The organism is Sphingomonas sp. GlSt437 (assembly GCF_048015635.2).
Lineage (GTDB): Bacteria > Pseudomonadota > Alphaproteobacteria > Sphingomonadales > Sphingomonadaceae > Sphingomonas.
Window position 1 is genome coordinate 1068845 of the sequence record NZ_JBPGYA010000001.1, and the last position, 14295, is coordinate 1083139.

The window sequence follows — 14295 nt, forward strand, 5'->3', positions numbered from 1 at the left end:
GATCATGCACGACACCGCAGCAGTAGCGCCCTTCGGCGCAAAATCGATCCGGGTATGGGATCTCCCGGTCCGCATCTTCCACTGGCTCCTGGTGGCCGCGATCCTCGTCGCCTTCCTGTCGGCCGACGAGGAATGCGCTCTTGCGCACTGGCACGTGCCAGCCGGATGGGTCGCAGCGGTCCTGATCATCTTTAGGGTCATTTGGGGCTTTGTCGGCGGCGAGCATGCGCTGTTCTCCCGGTTCCTAAAGCCAGGTCAAATCGGGCACCATCTTGCCTCGTTGGCATCGCCCGCGCGGGGGCGGTCGGTTGGCCACAACCCGGTGGGTGGCGTGGCAATGATCGTCCTGCTCGCGGCTGTGGCGGCAGTTATATATTCGGGCACACAAACGAGCGGCGATGCCGGTGAAGGCCTGCATGAGACGCTCGCCAATTTGCTGCTCGCACTCATCGCGGTCCATGTCTTCGCCGTCATCGCCATGTCGATGCTGACGCGCGAGAATCTGATCCTTGGGTTCATTACTGGACGGAAGAGCGCCGATCTGCACCCGGGCGCCACGGATGCGCGTCCGCCAATGCCATTGGCTTTGCCTATGGCAGGCGTCGCTGCCGGCCTAGCCGCCTATTCCATTACAGCGGTCGACCCGACGGCGTTTACGCTGAGCGCGCATGCCGAAGCAGGCGAATCCGGCGAGGGCGGCGATCGCGACTAACACTCGAACAGATCGACAAGGATATACGCAATGACTCGTCTAGCACTTCACAGGGAACGTCATCTTGTCTCGAGGATCGGCTGGCTGAGGGCTGCTGTCCTGGGCGCCAATGACGGCATCGTTTCTACAGCGAGCCTGATCATCGGGGTCGCCGCTGCCGCCGCCCTGCCGTCGGACATTCTGATTGCCGGCATTGCCGGACTGGTCGCCGGCGCAATGTCGATGGCCGCGGGCGAATATGTCTCGGTCAGCTCACAGTCTGATACCGAAAAGGCCGAGCTTGCCCGAGAGCAGGCAGAGTTGGCCGGGGACGTAGATGCAGAGATCGAAGAGCTGGCGGCGATCTATGTCGCACGAGGCGTCGATCACATCACGGCCGATACGGTCGCGCGTCAGCTGATGGCCAAGGATGCCTTGGCCGCCCATGCGCATGATGAACTCGGCATCTCGGAGAAAACGACCGCCCGGCCGATGCAGGCCGCGCTGACCTCTGCTGCGACATTTGCCGCTGGTGCGGCGCTGCCGCTCGCGCTGGTCGTGCTTGCTCCCGCCAACCTTTTGATCGTGATCGAGGCAATCGCCTCACTGTTGTTCCTGGCGCTCCTGGGAGCGATCGGTGCGCGGACCGGCGGTGCACCGATGGGGGTCGCGGCGGTCCGCGTCACCTTCTGGGGGGCACTGGCAATGGCGCTGACGGCGGGCATCGGCCGCTTGGTTGGCACTGCCGTGTAATTTGCGACCGCCTGCCCCACCGGCGAACACCGGGTCAGCCTTACGTCCGGAGGGCGGCCCAAGGGCCAGCCTACGTCTCGACGCGTTCAGCCGATCCAATAACTCCTGGGATCGGCGTAATACTCATGGGCACGCCGGGCCCCGCAACACCCGCCAATGCCGATACTACCAACGACGCTCATCTCCATGTGCCTCGCGGTCAATCCACTGGCCGATCCCGTTGTAGCGCTGGGCAATCTCATAGATCGACCGTCGATCACCTTCGGCGCACTCGTGCCGCTGGCGACCTTCCAAGCGATCGATCACGTTATGAATGCGGGCGGCATCATCATCGTCGATCTCGTTTTCGTCGACCTCGTGACGCAGCCGTGCCTCCAGTGCGTGGGCCCGCGCGCCTGAACAAACCGAGCGGACCACGCCATCATCATCGTAGTCGTGATATTGCCAGTTATAGCCGCCGTCATTGCCAATATAGATGCCAAAGCTTTGGGCATTCGCCGATCCCGCGATCAGCCCGCTCGCTGCGAGCGCCACTATGCTCACCAACTTACGCATGTTGCCACTCCTCACCTGCAGGACCGATCCTGCGGGTGAAGACCTAGCAGAGTGCAGCGGAAGCCAAGCTGAATGGGCGGTTGTCGGTTGTTCAGGTCGTAAATGTGGTGACCGCTTCCAGGATCTCTCGTCGGTAGTCTGCGTGGCCGATTATTGGGGCGCTAAGCTGCCGCAGCTATTGGTCGCTTGGTGTCGACCCCGGTCTTGGCGATCAGCGCGTCCCAGCTCGTGGCCTGCATGCTGGCGCGCGTTTCCATCCGCTCGAGCCAAGCTGCCAGGTTCGGTCGTTCGGCGAGCAGGTTGCGGCCCTCGCCATATTCCGGGAGGAACGACAGGTGCGGCGCCACCATTAGATCGCCGAGCGAGAGCGTCTCGCCGGCGAAGAACGGCCGGTCGCCGAGCAGCCGCGCGAGTTCGGCGAGCACGCGGCGCGCTGGTTCAATCCCGCTCGCCACGGCCGCCTCATCGGGCATGCCGCCGAGCAGAGGCACGATGCGGCGGTTGTAGCTCAGCACGGCGCTCACCTGGTGCGCGACATAGTCGTTGGTCAGGCTGATCAACTGGTCGACCCGGGCCGCCTGGCGCGGATCGTCCGGCACCAGCGACGCACCCGGGCAGACGCGATCGAGATAGCGCAGGATCGCGTGCGTCTCGTAGAGCCGGAAGTCGCCGTGATCGAGCGTCGGGATCTTCTGGAAGGGGTGGACCGCGAGGTAGTCCGGCGCGCGGTGTGCGCCCATCGGGATGGCCGCCAACGTCCAACGGACGCGCTTCTCCTCGAGGGTGAGCGCGACCGCGCGGACATAGGGGCTGCCCGGGATGCCATGCAGCGTGAACTCGGTCATTAGTCGTCTCCCTGATTGGCAAAATCGGCGAAGTCTTGGAGCCGGGTCGGCCAGCCGCCGGAAAGCTGCGCCGCCACTCGCTCGGCGCTCGGGCCGAAGCGCTCGAGCTGGCGATGTTCGAGCGTCACGCGGGTGCCGCTGCCCTCGGGCGCAAAGGTCACCTGCACTTCGGTCGAGAAGTCCGGATCAAATGTGAAGCTGGCATCCAGGTGCCAGGCGAGCAGCAGGCGGTGCGGCGGCTCCCAGGAGATCACTTTGCCCCAGTCGCATTGCGCGCCCGCTTCGTCCTCCTCGTACCAGCGTCCGCCCGGCTGCGGCTCGAGCACGATCGCACGGTGCGGGTTCTTCCCGATCGTCTTGCCCTTGCTCCACCACTCGCCCATCCGCACGGCGAAGAGCGCGAAGGCGCGGTCGGGCGGCAGCTTGACCGAGACGGTCTGGATGATCGGCGCGATGCTCATTGGTCCTCCTCGGCAGCGGTGTTGGCGAAATCCTGGAAATCGGCGAGCGAGGTGGCCCAGAAGCCCTCGAGCCAATCGCGCACGGCAGCGAGCCCGCGCGGATCGATGCGGTAGATGCGGCGCGTGCCCTCGGCGCTGTCGGTCACCAGCCCCGCCTCCTTCAGCACCTTCAGATGTTGCGAGACCGCTGGGCGCGACACCGGCAGCCCGGCGGCGATCTCGCCGACCGGGCTGGGCCGCGCCGCCAGCCGCTCGAAGATCGAGCGGCGAGTGGGATCGGCGAGCGCCTCGATAGCAACTGCGACTCGGTTAGTCATGACTTACGGTAAGTATAGACTTGCCAAAAAGTCAAGGGATGTTCTGGGGTGCTTCGCTCAAGTCCATCTAACTCGCTGACAAACATGGCGGTTCGCAAACCTCACATCTGCGAACGTCCGCCTCCAGGCTGACTGTTAGACCGAGGGAACGACCGTAATTGGGGCGCATAGCGGACAGGCTGCGTCGACCAATGTCAGCGATGATGGTGGGCAGGTCACACACCGGCCGCTTTGAGTTGTCCAATTTATGCCCGGCAAATTCGCCTTTACTCAATCGCAGCCAATGTGACTCAAAGATTTTCGGCGATTCAGCTGTGCGGCCGATTCCCTTCGTGGTCGCGCTCAGAAGTTGCAAACGAAGACCCCCGCAAGAATTTTCAGTCCCGGGAATAAACCGCGCCCCATTCCAGTCTTAACCGCCGAACCCATCAGGAGGACGGACATGGCGGATTATCACTGGGACAAGCCGATCGACCGGCGTGGCATACTGGAGTGCATGGGCTGGGCGGGCACGGGGACGTTGTTCGCGCTGGCGGGAGGTATCGAGACCGCGATGACGCTCGATCAGGCGCTGGCGGCGACGCCGAAATCGGGCGGCGCGACTGCGGCCAAAGTCAAGCCGTTCAGCTTCCTGCAGATCAGCGACACTCATATCGGCTTCAAAAAGGCCGCCAACCCCGATGTCATCGGCACGCTGAAGGAAACGATCGCCAAGGTCCGCGCGCTCGAGGTGCAGCCCGATTTCATCGTCCACACCGGCGATATCAGCCACCTCGCGACACCCGAGCAGTTCGATACCGCACAGCAGTTGCTCAGCGAGCTCAACCTGCCGATCCACTTCATTCCCGGCGAGCATGACATTCTCGACGGCACCAATCCCCAGCCCTTTCTCGACCGGTTCGGGAATGGCACGAAAGGTGATGGCTGGTACAGTTTCGATGTGGGCGGCGCGCACTTTATCGCGCTGGTCAATGTCGTTCGGCTTGCCGACAAGGGGATGGGATCGCTGGGTGAGGATCAGCTCGCCTGGTTGAAAGACGATGTCGCACACCTTTCTGCGTCGACGCCAATCGTGGTGCTGTCGCACTTCCCGTTATGGCCGCTGTTTTCCGAATGGGGTTGGGGCACGTCGGACGGCATGCGGGCGCTGGCGTTGCTCAAGCGCTTTGCCTCGGTGACGGCGCTCAACGGGCATATCCATCAGATCCAGCAAAAGACAGAAGGTGGCATGGTCTTTCACGCAGGTCGGTCGACGGCCTATCCCCAACCCGCGCCTGGGGTCGGCCCAGGGCCGGGACCGTTGCTGGTGCCGCCGGCCGAATTGCGCTCGGCGATCGGCATGTCGAGCGTGCTGGTGCGCCAATCGCCGCTGCCGCTGGCCATCATCGACCAGACACTGGCTGGTGCGGCATGAGCGGGGTCGCGCGAAGCCATCACCTCGCCGCGCTCAGTCTCGTGGCGCTGGCACCCATCGTCATCTGGGCGGCGTCCTCGCCGTCGGCAATGGCGTCCGCGCCCGCCGCTTCGCCGGCGCCCCTCGTCGGCGACCCGGGGCAAGGCCGAGCCTTCTACCAGGCCTGCACCGGCTGCCATTCGCTCGACGAGAATGACGTCGGGCCAAAACATCGTGGCGTGGTCGGCAGGCGGGCCGGCATCGTGCCCGGCTATGCCTATTCGGCAGCGCTCAAGAATTCGGGGCTGGTCTGGACGCCCGCCAATCTCGACCGCTGGCTCACCAACCCGCAAAAGCTGGTGCCGGGCGCGAAGATGTATTTTTCGGTTGCCAACCCCCAGCAGCGCGCCGACATCATTGCCTATCTTGCGCAGCAGCACTGACGCGCGACCTCATAGACGTGCGGGCTCATCCGACATGGTAAGCAACGGACGATATCGCTGGACTCCGCGCCTGCATGTCGTGTCCGACGCGCGGGATGGCCCTGCGGCGCCTGATCAGGGCCAGTTCGGGCGGTGCCTGTTGCCGCATCTCGACGACGCCTATCGCTATGCCCGCTACTTGTCGCGCGACCAGTCGGCGGCCGAGGATATTGTGCAGGACGCGTTTCTGCGCGCGCTGAAGGCCCACGCGTCCTGCCACGGCAACGAGAAAGCATGGCTGTTCGCGATCGTGCGCAATTGCTTCATCGACTGGGGCAAAGCCAATCGATTTGGGAGCACGCCGGATACCGGCCACCTTGCCGAGACCGTGGCCGACCGCGATACCCCCGAAACCGTGCTCGAGCGCCAACTCGACGCCTTGTCGGTACGAGAGGCCATCGCGCGCTTGCCCGAGCCGTTTCGCGAGGCGATCATCCTGCGCGAGCTCGACGCGCTGTCCTACCGCGAAATCGCCACGATCACTGGTGTGCCGATCGGCACGGTGATGTCGCGGCTGGCGCGGGCGCGGCTGTTGCTGAGCGCGTTGTTGCTGTCCGGCGACCGAAAGGGGATGCGCGCATGACCCATTGCGTCGATCGTGAAGCGGCGCTCAACGCGCTGTTCGATGGCGAGCTCGACAGCCTGAACGCGGCCGAAGTCGAAGCGCATGTCCGCACCTGCGCGGGCTGCAGCGACTATCTGACGGCGTTGGCGGACGTGCGCGAGGTAATCGCTTCCGCGGCGCTGGATGAGGTAGCGCCGGACGGGTTGCGGCGACGGATCGAAGCACTGGTCCCGTCGCCGGATGCAGCCCCGACCATGCCCCAACGATTCCCGGCCAGCCGCTACCTGCCGTGGATCGGCGGCGGGGCGATCGGCGCGCTCGCGGCGAGCCTTGCGCTGCTGGTGGCGGCGCCGGAGATCGGCGGCGACGATCTGCCCGATCAGCTCATCGCCGGTCATATCCGGTCGCTCCAGGCCGCGCATCTGACAGACGTCGTCACATCCGACCGGCACGTCGTCAAACCCTGGTTCAACGGCCGGATTGATTTCTCGCCGCCCGTTGTCGATCTCGCACCGCAGGGATTTCCGTTGGTCGGCGGGCGGCTCGATTATATCGGCGACCGGCCAGTAGCGGCGCTCGTCTATCGGCGGCGGCTTCACACGATCAACTTGTTCGTCCGTCCAATATCGCCGAACCCGTCGGCGCGCGGGGACACGATCCGCCGTCATGGCTATTCAGTCGTGCACTGGGTCACCGGCGATCTCGATTACTGGGCAGTATCGGATATCGACCCCGGCGACCTTGGCTTGTTCCGTCAGCAATTTGTGAACGCGACGACGCGGTGACGGTCGGCAACCGCCACCAACTGCTGCTTTGTGGCCTGCCAAATGAATGACAGCTATTAGGGTTGAACTGCTGGCCAGGGAATGACCACCTTTAGGGCGCTTTACCGCCGGCCCGCTTATCTCTGATCGGCCCTATGGCTGACAAGCGGCCGACGGAAAGATAATCGTCGGAGCAATCTCAATTCCTTTTCGCGCAGTCCTGGCACTACCGCCACTGGCGTGCCAATGGTGCCAACGAAAAAATCGCTTGCTCAGGCAAATTGACGGAAATCCGGCTGCCGTCGTTGAGCGAACGCCAGGAACGCTTCCTGCGCTTCGGGACTGGTCAGGCGGGCTGCAAATTGCTCGCTTTCCACGTCCATATGCGCGGTTATGGTGTTGGTCGCGCGCATCAATTTTTTGGTTGCGATCAGCGCGCCGAGCGGTTGTCTGGCCAGGCGCTCGGCAAATTCGGTCGCGGTGGCAACAAGATCATCTGTCGCGACGACCTTGTTGGCAAGCCCCCACGTCACGGCGTCTTCGGCGCCAATGGGCTCGCCCAACGCAAACATCGCAAAGGCACGGACATGGCCGATGCGACTCGGCAACAACAAGCTCGACGCCGCTTCGGGCACGAGCGCTAGGTTGACGAACGGCGCGATCAACTCGGCGTTCTCTGCAAGCACCACATGGTCGCAATGGAGCAGCATTGTCGTCCCGACACCGACAGCTTTGCCCTGCACCGCGGCGACCAGCGGCTTGGCGATCGTCGCCAGCGCGCGGATAAACCGAGTGACGTGGCGCGGTCCCGCGCCCCCGGCAGCGAATTCGCCGACATCGTTCCCGGCGGTAAAAATTTCGCCTTCACCTCGGATGACGATGACCCGCACCGACGGATCATGATCGCTGCCTTCCAAGGCGTCGGCAAGCGCGCCGTACATGTCATTGGTCAGGGCATTTTTCTTATCCGGCCGGTTCATCACCAGTGTCAGGATGCCGTTGCTGTTGCTGATGTTGATGTGCTCGCTCACGTCCCGTTCTACTTTGAAAATCGCTCGGCGACGGTCATCAGCCAGCGGGCGACGATATCGAGCTCATGCTCGCTGAAATCCTCGACGAGCCTTGCGTTAATCTCCTTGGTCCGCGCCGCGGCATAAGCCCGCATCTCCCGACCCTTGTCGGTCAGGAACAACCTCGCGGCGCGACCGTCCTTGGGATCAGCGCGCCGCTCGACCAGCCCGATGGCCTCCATCCGGTCGACCAGACCGGTGGCGGCTGGCGCGCCGATCCCGAGCGAACGGGCGACGTCGCCGACCAGCACGCCTTCGGGCGCGTCAAGGGAGAAAAGCACACCCGCCTGGGCGCTGGTCACCTCGCCATATTGCTCGGTCATCCAGGCCTGCAGACGCCGATGTGCAACGCTCAGCAGGTAGATGAACCGTCGGGTGAACGGCTCGTCCGGCGCACCCCGTTCCATTTGCTCCATCGCGACTCATCCGATGATACTTCGTGTCCGAAGTATATATTTTGGGTACGAAGTAAAGCCTGGAGTGCATTCCTTGCGCGTGGCTTCGGACGGTCAACGTGCCCGCGTTGCCGGTCTGGCGAGGGCGGCTGGGTCGTCCGGCCCGTCACGACCCGAAAGCCCACGACAGAAGATATCTGCCAGTTCCTGATAAATTGCGGCTGATCGCTGCGCCCGGGCAATCGTTCGCGCGCCCTCAAGGGCCGCGACCAGCGCAGACCCGGTCGCAAGCGCCTGCGCGGCCGTGAAACCGCATCCCTTCAGATGTTCGGCGACAAAGGCAATCCAGTCCTCAAATCCGCGCGCGACGCGCTCGGCCAGCGCGGTTGCCTGGGCAGACGGCTCATTGGCCAAGGTTTGCAGCAGGCAGCCTGATTGGAAATCGCCGCTGGTCATTTCCTCGGCAAGGGCATCAAAAAGCTGACGCACAAAGCCCTCGGCATCACCGGCGGTCAGCTCCGCGATCCGCTGCAGACTGATCGCGTTGTCCCGCATGTACAAATCGACGGCAGCTTCAGCGAGCTGGGCCTTTCCCTGCGGAAAATGAAAATAGAACGACCCTTTCGGCGAACCGCTCTCCTCGATGATCTGGGCTAATCCTGTCGCGGCATAACCCTGCTGGCGGAACAACCGTTCCGCTGTCGCAATCGCGCGGTCGCGAGCCTCTGTCTTGCGTGTCATCGAGCCACCATAGCATCGCTCGGTTGACAATTCTATGGCGTTTGCCATACTATGGTGAACGCCATAAATGTGGGAGCGAGCCATGCCATTCTACCAGATTACCAATCAGGCGGGGTCGCTCGACGCTGCGCAGCGTGCCGAGATTGCGGCGGGGATTACCGATATCCATCTCGATCTGGCCGGCGGCCTGCGGCAGTTCGTCAATGTCGTTTTTCAGGAATATCCCGCCGGTCTCGGTTTCAACGGGGGGACGCAAGGTGCGCCGGTGTTGATCGGCGGCAGCATCCGCGCAGGCCGTGAACAGGCGGTCAAGACTGCGATGATGGAGGCCATATCGGCGCTGGTCATACGGGTCGGTCATGTCTCGCCCAAAGACCTCACCGTCTCGATCGCCGATGTGAAGGCGAGCAACGCCATGGAAGGCGGGCACATCCTGCCCGAGCCCGGCGAGGAAGCGGCGTGGCTCGCCAAAGTCGGGCCGTTGCTTGGCCTGACGAATTAGAGCGCACGCCTCCTTGAAGGACACCCCTGATGATTTCGGAAAGCCTGACGCTGCCTTGCGGCCATCGCCTCGCCAATCGCCTGTGCAAGGCATCGATGACGGAAGGGCTTGCCGACGCGAATGACAACCCGACCGCCAGTCTAAGGCGGCTCTACACGACTTGGGCCGAAAGCGGCGCCGCGCTGCTCTTGTCGGGCAATATCATGATCGACCGCCGGTATCTGGAGCGCGCCGGCAACGTTGTGGTCGAGGATGAACGGGTCGTGCCCGCGCTCAAGCAGTGGGCAGATGCCGTGCACCAGGCCGGCAGCCAGCTTTGGGCGCAGATCAGTCATCCCGGCCGGCAATGCCCCCGGCTTGTGAACGCGCGACCCTTGGCACCCTCCGAGGTGCAGCTGCAATTGATCGGCAATTACGGCAAGCCGCGCGAAGCCACCGAGGCGGATATTGCCAATATCATCGCACGGTTCGCCACCGCCGCGGGATTGGTTCAAGCCGCCGGGTTTGATGGCGTCGAAATCCACGCGGCGCATGGCTATCTTTTGTCGCAATTCCTCTCGCCGCGGACGAATTTGCGGCACGATCGCTGGGGTGGCGCGCTTGAGAATCGCGCGCGGTTGCTGCTCGAGGTCATTGCTGCCGTCCGCGCCAAGGTGGGCCCGCGCTTTCCAGTTGCGGTCAAGCTCAACTCATCTGACTTTGTCAAGGGCGGGTTTACCGAGGAGGAGTCGACCCAAGTCGTGCGCTGGCTCAACGACGCGTCGATCGATTTGCTCGAAATTTCCGGCGGCACTTACGAGCAGATCGAGTGCTTCAAAACTATTCCGGAAAATGACATTCGAGCGAGCACCCGCGCGCGCGAAGCGATTTTCCTGGATTATGCCGCCAAGATCAAAGCGGTGGCGCAAATGCCCGTGATGGTCACGGGCGGGTTTCGCACGCTAAAGGGCATGGAATCGGCGCTCGCCGACCGCCAGACCGATATGATTGGCGTAGCGCGACCATTTTGCCTTGACCCCGACTGGCCCGACCGGATGTTGAACGGCGACCTCGACCGATTGCCCGTGCCCGAAGGCAGGATCAAACTGGGATCGGGCTATTTCGGGCCCAATAGCAGCTCGGCGACCATGCGCGCGCTCAACAACTTCGCTCAGGCCGGCTGGTATTATAATCAGATCGAGCGGCTGGGCGCGGGGCGCTTGCCCAAACCGGGCCTTAGCGCATTGGGCGCCTTGCTCGCGCACCTCGGCAAGGACTCGACCCGCGCGTTCCGACGGAAACGCTAAGCGTAATGATAACGCCGTGGATCCTGGGGTGAGAGGGTCTAGCATCCGTCGATAGACCCACACGTTCCGAGCGATAGCTGTGGGGATCACCGGCCAGCTGGATGTATGACTTATATCGGGTCGCATAGCGGAAGTGAGAATTAGGGCGCCTGAGAATCGGGCGAGGGCGGATATCTAGTCATATCCGTCGGCATTTATTGGGGAATTAGTAAGGCGCCAGCCTCAAACGCGCTCAAAATCCTTCGGCTTGCCTTATCGTGCAGGCCATTGGTCTAACAGGCTTATTCATTTTCAACCAAACTCACGCAAACTTTCCCAGCGCCCGAAGCAGCCCGCAACGGCCTGTTGAGCGCGACCTTGCCCATTGCTGATTGATCATCTGGGCTGTGGAACGGGCGTTGATACCTTGGGCGGCTGCTTGGGTTGCGGCAGCCGCAGTGCAGGCTGATTGCCTGGGCTCGTGGTCACGGGGGATGCTCCCGAGACAGGGAGCGGTGTGCCGGCCGACGCTGCACCCGCCCTGTTAAATGTCAGTTGCTTGACGACGATCAGCCCAACGCCGCTGTCGCCAGCCGAATTGCGCAATAGCAGGCGCCAGACTCCCGCCTTTTGGAGGGCGGGGGGCAACTGGAAACGGATTTGCTGCTCACCATTTGACCCTGCGTTGCCTCGCGACTGGACCCCTGCGCAAGCGGAGAGCAGCGGCACGGGATTCTGCGCCTGGTCATTGAGGATGATCTTCAGTCGCGGGCTGCACAATGCCGATCCGGTGACTGTCACAACCCAATCGGTAGGCTTGCCCGGCCCAAATTCGATCGGGTTGGGATAGACCCGATCAATAGCGGGGGCTTCGGGATCGGCCGGCGGCGCCGAGGCTCGCGGCGCGTCGGCAGCGAGATGCCCGCGCGTCACAGTGAAGATATCAGACCATTCGCTGTGGCGAATCAGCGTTGCGCTCGGATCGTCAACAAGCGCCGGGGTCCATGAGATCCATACCCGAAATTGTAATTTGGCGCCGACCTGATTCATGTAGAAGTTGGGGTTCAGGATAACCAGGATTCGCCCAGGCGAGGTGGCACCGCCGACGAGGCAATCACCGCCATCGCAGCGCCGCCAGTCCCCCGCGCTGCCCGAGGCATCGATGCCACGGACATAGAGGTGGACATAGCCGCCGATGAACCCGCCGGGATGGCCTTCATTGTCAGGGGCAAGGCCATCACCGAGGAGCCCGAAGACAATCCTGCCCATGGGGTCGAGGTTGCGCGCAGCATCATCGGTGATGACGGGCGTTGGCTGGACGACTTCATCCACCTGGTAATGACCCCGATCCTTGTATCGCGACAGCCAGATTTTCGCGATGTGCGGCTTGGGCAGCGAATCGGCCTGCACCGGTGCCGCCACCAAGAAAGTGGTGGTCGCCGCCAGGAATAACTGCGCCGAAAATTTCTGCATGCCCATCGTCGATTCCCTCCCCGAAACCAAAGTCAGATGCGTCGACGTGAGCCTCTCCCACTTCAGCCGGCACGTCAATTATGGGTAGCAAGCTAAAGGTGTCGCTCTGGCTAGCGGTGGCCGGTCGCACAGGGCTTTTATGTGCTGAAATTAGCGGAGAGAGCGCTGGTGTGGTTGCCACCTTGAGTTGTTGCGTCCGGTGGGTGCGCCACCAGAATGAGGCGGACAGCGCTCCGCACGCTGATGCGCGGATCCCAATATCGCCCCGCAGTGTGTCACTCGCGACGCGCGTTCAGAGCGACTTAGGCACTACCGATCTACCATCCCCTCACAGGATAAGCAACGCACCGAAGAGCGCGATGGCAATCCCAATAACTATCCCCATCGCATGGCGGGCAAGGATGAGCCTAAAACGCAGCGGATGATTGACCCGATTATATTCCCGATAATCGCTCGATGATCCGCCGTCCGAGCTGTTCGATGTAATGATCGAGCCGCTTTTCATGCCTGTGCGTACTTGGGTATAGGAGAAAACGGCACTGATGGTACCGATGCTGACCATCACGATGCCAGCCTGAATTCTGTTTGCCATTGTACCTCCGTGCAGGTCGACGATAACCTCTGAATGGCGTTGTCGAAGTAACAGCTAAGGACCGCTTGGAGGCCATTTTCCGCTCATCCAACCTCCACTTGGGAGACGATGCAAGCGGCCGTCCATCAACGAGCCGAACGAGTTCGGGGGTCATGATAACATAGTCAGCATGCCCTTCAGCGTTGATCTGACGATACCGCGCAGGCTTATGACGCCTGTTGCACCCCAAGCGACAATGCGCATGATCTTGTTGAGGAAGCTTTGGGGGAGCGATAGTGCCGATTAAAAGCATAGGGCGGCGCATTGGTGCCGCGATGGTTCCGTTGTCCATTCTGGCATGGATCGCGCTAGATGGCGCTCCGGCCCGCGCCGAAGATGGTCGGGTCGCACTTACCTTCGATGACCTCCCGGCGCTGACGCTTTCTCGCGACCAAGCCTATGTAGATGCACTCAATGCGCGGCTGTTGCGCAAGCTCGTCCAGCATCGCTTCCCGGCGATTGGTTTTGTGAACGAAGGCAAGCTCGATGAGCCGCAACGCGAGCAGCAGGTGGCCAATCTGCGCCGCTGGCTCGATGCGGAAATGATCCTTGGAAATCACACCTTTTCGCATGAGTCGGCAACCGACGTCACTGCGGCGGCTTACATTGCCGATGTCGAGCGAGGCGAGTCTGTGACCCGTTCGCTGCTTATCGCCAAGGGGGAGCAGCTGCATTGGTTCCGTCACCCTTATCTTGAGACTGGGCTACCGGCATCGGCTAAGGCTGCAATCGATCAGTGGCTTGAAGGGCATGGCTATCGCATCGCGCCCGTTACGATCGACGCGGACGATTGGGAGTTCGCCGAGCCCTATGACGATGCGGTAGCGCGACATGATCGACCGTTACAAAAACGGATCATGGCGGAATATCTTGCCTATACCGCCATCCGCATCGAATGGTCGCAACGCAGCGCGCGCATCCTGTTTGGCCGGGATATTGCCCATGTCATGCTGCTTCACTGCACGCGGTTGAATGCCGACGTGCTCGACCAACTCGCAAGGTTGTTGCGCCGCGCGCACCTCCAGCCGTCCCGCCTGGATCAAGTAATGTCTGATCCAGCCTATCGAACGCCGGATCGCTACGTTGGCAAGGACGGGCTCAACTGGCTCGAGCGTTGGGCATTGGTTCTCCGCAAGGACCTCCCCTCCATCGGCGACGAGGACCCCCCGCACTGGATCGAGCTTGCCTATGATCGCGTCGATAACGACCGGCGTTGACCGATTGCCTGCCGGCGGGAGGGCCATTCGAAAGTATTATATCAACAGGTGCTGTCGGTGCCGCCAGTCTAACGCGAACCGCTCGGTCTAGGATGAGTGTGGGGCGGGTGGTCTGTGCCTCAGCCGGCCAGTGATTGCCGCAGCGCTAAGGCGGCCGAACGTCCCTCCTTGTAGC

At 62.4% G+C, this 14295-nt stretch carries 18 protein-coding genes; 9 read left to right on the plus strand and 9 right to left on the minus strand.

Going from position 1 to position 14295, the window contains the following annotated elements; translation table 11 throughout:
• Positions 1 to 4 precede the first annotated feature (4 nt).
• Both ACLB0R_RS05305 and ACLB0R_RS05310 read left to right on the plus strand, forming a co-directional pair.
• The gene (locus tag ACLB0R_RS05305; protein WP_416642300.1) at positions 5 to 712 is read left to right on the plus strand and encodes a cytochrome b/b6 domain-containing protein; all 708 of its coding nucleotides are present in this window, start codon (positions 5 to 7) and stop codon (positions 710 to 712) included.
• Between the two features lie 30 nt (positions 713 to 742).
• The gene (locus ACLB0R_RS05310; protein WP_416642301.1) at positions 743 to 1444 is read left to right on the plus strand and encodes a VIT1/CCC1 transporter family protein; all 702 of its coding nucleotides are present in this window, start codon (positions 743 to 745) and stop codon (positions 1442 to 1444) included.
• Positions 1445 to 1609: 165 nt separating this feature from the next.
• Here the strand turns inward: ACLB0R_RS05310 and ACLB0R_RS05315 are convergent, their stop codons facing one another.
• From ACLB0R_RS05315 to ACLB0R_RS05330, 4 genes are all read right to left on the minus strand, one after another.
• On the minus strand, positions 1610 to 1999 hold the full coding sequence (locus ACLB0R_RS05315) for a histidine kinase (RefSeq protein WP_416642302.1): 390 nt from the start codon (positions 1997 to 1999) through the stop codon (positions 1610 to 1612).
• 161 nt (positions 2000 to 2160) lie between these two features.
• Complete coding sequence (locus tag ACLB0R_RS05320) at positions 2161 to 2844, minus strand: glutathione S-transferase family protein (RefSeq protein WP_416642303.1); 684 nt, start codon at positions 2842 to 2844, stop codon at positions 2161 to 2163.
• Positions 2844 to 3305, minus strand: coding sequence for an SRPBCC family protein (locus ACLB0R_RS05325; protein WP_416642304.1), 462 nt, complete (start codon positions 3303 to 3305; stop codon positions 2844 to 2846). Before ACLB0R_RS05325 ends, ACLB0R_RS05320 begins: the two co-directional genes overlap by 1 nt.
• Positions 3302 to 3622, minus strand: coding sequence for an ArsR/SmtB family transcription factor (locus tag ACLB0R_RS05330; protein WP_416642305.1), 321 nt, complete (start codon positions 3620 to 3622; stop codon positions 3302 to 3304). Before ACLB0R_RS05330 ends, ACLB0R_RS05325 begins: the two co-directional genes overlap by 4 nt.
• Before the next feature lie 442 nt (positions 3623 to 4064).
• Here ACLB0R_RS05330 and ACLB0R_RS05335 point away from each other — a divergent pair, with 442 nt between their 5' ends.
• The 4 genes from ACLB0R_RS05335 (at position 4065) to ACLB0R_RS05350 (ending at position 6847) form a co-directional block, all read left to right on the plus strand.
• Positions 4065 to 5036 (plus strand): metallophosphoesterase family protein, encoded by a 972-nt coding sequence (locus ACLB0R_RS05335; RefSeq protein WP_416642306.1) that lies wholly within the window; start codon positions 4065 to 4067, stop codon positions 5034 to 5036.
• Positions 5033 to 5458, plus strand: a complete 426-nt coding sequence (locus ACLB0R_RS05340) for a c-type cytochrome (protein WP_416642307.1) — start codon at positions 5033 to 5035, stop codon at positions 5456 to 5458. The genes ACLB0R_RS05335 and ACLB0R_RS05340 overlap by 4 nt, the downstream gene beginning before the upstream one ends.
• A 79-nt stretch (positions 5459 to 5537) precedes the next feature.
• On the plus strand, positions 5538 to 6080 hold the full coding sequence (locus ACLB0R_RS05345) for a sigma-70 family RNA polymerase sigma factor (RefSeq protein WP_434953764.1): 543 nt from the start codon (positions 5538 to 5540) through the stop codon (positions 6078 to 6080).
• Positions 6077 to 6847: an anti-sigma factor family protein gene (locus ACLB0R_RS05350; RefSeq protein WP_416642309.1), complete on the plus strand. Its 771-nt coding sequence runs from the start codon at positions 6077 to 6079 to the stop codon at positions 6845 to 6847. Before ACLB0R_RS05345 ends, ACLB0R_RS05350 begins: the two co-directional genes overlap by 4 nt.
• Before the next feature lie 251 nt (positions 6848 to 7098).
• On the opposite strand, the gene ACLB0R_RS05355 is transcribed toward ACLB0R_RS05350, so the two are convergent.
• The 3 genes from ACLB0R_RS05355 to ACLB0R_RS05365 all read right to left on the minus strand — a co-directional run bounded on the left by ACLB0R_RS05355 (position 7099) and on the right by ACLB0R_RS05365 (position 9032).
• Positions 7099 to 7857, minus strand: coding sequence for an enoyl-CoA hydratase (locus ACLB0R_RS05355; RefSeq protein WP_416642310.1), 759 nt, complete (start codon positions 7855 to 7857; stop codon positions 7099 to 7101).
• Positions 7858 to 7865: 8 nt separating this feature from the next.
• On the minus strand, positions 7866 to 8303 hold the full coding sequence (locus ACLB0R_RS05360; RefSeq protein WP_416642311.1) for a MarR family winged helix-turn-helix transcriptional regulator: 438 nt from the start codon (positions 8301 to 8303) through the stop codon (positions 7866 to 7868).
• Positions 8304 to 8405: 102 nt separating this feature from the next.
• On the minus strand, positions 8406 to 9032 hold the full coding sequence (locus tag ACLB0R_RS05365; RefSeq protein ID WP_416642312.1) for a TetR/AcrR family transcriptional regulator: 627 nt from the start codon (positions 9030 to 9032) through the stop codon (positions 8406 to 8408).
• An 82-nt stretch (positions 9033 to 9114) separates the two neighbouring features.
• Here ACLB0R_RS05365 and ACLB0R_RS05370 point away from each other — a divergent pair, with 82 nt between their 5' ends.
• Both ACLB0R_RS05370 and ACLB0R_RS05375 read left to right on the plus strand, forming a co-directional pair.
• Positions 9115 to 9534, plus strand: a complete 420-nt coding sequence (locus ACLB0R_RS05370; RefSeq protein ID WP_416642313.1) for a tautomerase family protein — start codon at positions 9115 to 9117, stop codon at positions 9532 to 9534.
• A gap of 29 nt (positions 9535 to 9563) precedes the next feature.
• Positions 9564 to 10820, plus strand: a complete 1257-nt coding sequence (locus ACLB0R_RS05375) for an NADH:flavin oxidoreductase/NADH oxidase family protein (protein WP_416642314.1) — start codon at positions 9564 to 9566, stop codon at positions 10818 to 10820.
• 375 nt (positions 10821 to 11195) lie between these two features.
• Here ACLB0R_RS05375 and ACLB0R_RS05380 read toward each other — a convergent pair whose 3' ends face one another.
• A complete protein-coding gene (locus ACLB0R_RS05380) occupies positions 11196 to 12350 on the minus strand; it encodes a hypothetical protein (protein ID WP_416642315.1) in 1155 nt (384 codons plus the stop codon).
• A 250-nt stretch (positions 12351 to 12600) separates the two neighbouring features.
• Positions 12601 to 12864 (minus strand): hypothetical protein, encoded by a 264-nt coding sequence (locus ACLB0R_RS05385; RefSeq protein ID WP_416642316.1) that lies wholly within the window; start codon positions 12862 to 12864, stop codon positions 12601 to 12603.
• 275 nt (positions 12865 to 13139) lie between these two features.
• On the opposite strand from ACLB0R_RS05385, the gene ACLB0R_RS05390 reads away from it, so the two are divergent.
• The gene (locus ACLB0R_RS05390; RefSeq protein WP_416642317.1) at positions 13140 to 14120 is read left to right on the plus strand and encodes a polysaccharide deacetylase family protein; all 981 of its coding nucleotides are present in this window, start codon (positions 13140 to 13142) and stop codon (positions 14118 to 14120) included.
• Positions 14121 to 14295 lie beyond the last annotated feature (175 nt).

Coding starts and splice junctions, on each gene's coding strand:
- ACLB0R_RS05305 (WP_416642300.1), top strand. CDS start 5: ATGCACGACACCGCAGCAGTAGCGCCCTTCGGCGCAAAATCGATCCGG.
- ACLB0R_RS05310 (WP_416642301.1), top strand. CDS start 743: ATGACTCGTCTAGCACTTCACAGGGAACGTCATCTTGTCTCGAGGATC.
- ACLB0R_RS05315 (WP_416642302.1), bottom strand. CDS start 1,999: ATGCGTAAGTTGGTGAGCATAGTGGCGCTCGCAGCGAGCGGGCTGATC.
- ACLB0R_RS05320 (WP_416642303.1), bottom strand. CDS start 2,844: ATGACCGAGTTCACGCTGCATGGCATCCCGGGCAGCCCCTATGTCCGC.
- ACLB0R_RS05325 (WP_416642304.1), bottom strand. CDS start 3,305: ATGAGCATCGCGCCGATCATCCAGACCGTCTCGGTCAAGCTGCCGCCC.
- ACLB0R_RS05330 (WP_416642305.1), bottom strand. CDS start 3,622: ATGACTAACCGAGTCGCAGTTGCTATCGAGGCGCTCGCCGATCCCACT.
- ACLB0R_RS05335 (WP_416642306.1), top strand. CDS start 4,065: ATGGCGGATTATCACTGGGACAAGCCGATCGACCGGCGTGGCATACTG.
- ACLB0R_RS05340 (WP_416642307.1), top strand. CDS start 5,033: ATGAGCGGGGTCGCGCGAAGCCATCACCTCGCCGCGCTCAGTCTCGTG.
- ACLB0R_RS05350 (WP_416642309.1), top strand. CDS start 6,077: ATGACCCATTGCGTCGATCGTGAAGCGGCGCTCAACGCGCTGTTCGAT.
- ACLB0R_RS05360 (WP_416642311.1), bottom strand. CDS start 8,303: ATGGAACGGGGTGCGCCGGACGAGCCGTTCACCCGACGGTTCATCTAC.
- ACLB0R_RS05365 (WP_416642312.1), bottom strand. CDS start 9,032: ATGACACGCAAGACAGAGGCTCGCGACCGCGCGATTGCGACAGCGGAA.
- ACLB0R_RS05370 (WP_416642313.1), top strand. CDS start 9,115: ATGCCATTCTACCAGATTACCAATCAGGCGGGGTCGCTCGACGCTGCG.
- ACLB0R_RS05375 (WP_416642314.1), top strand. CDS start 9,564: ATGATTTCGGAAAGCCTGACGCTGCCTTGCGGCCATCGCCTCGCCAAT.
- ACLB0R_RS05385 (WP_416642316.1), bottom strand. CDS start 12,864: ATGGCAAACAGAATTCAGGCTGGCATCGTGATGGTCAGCATCGGTACC.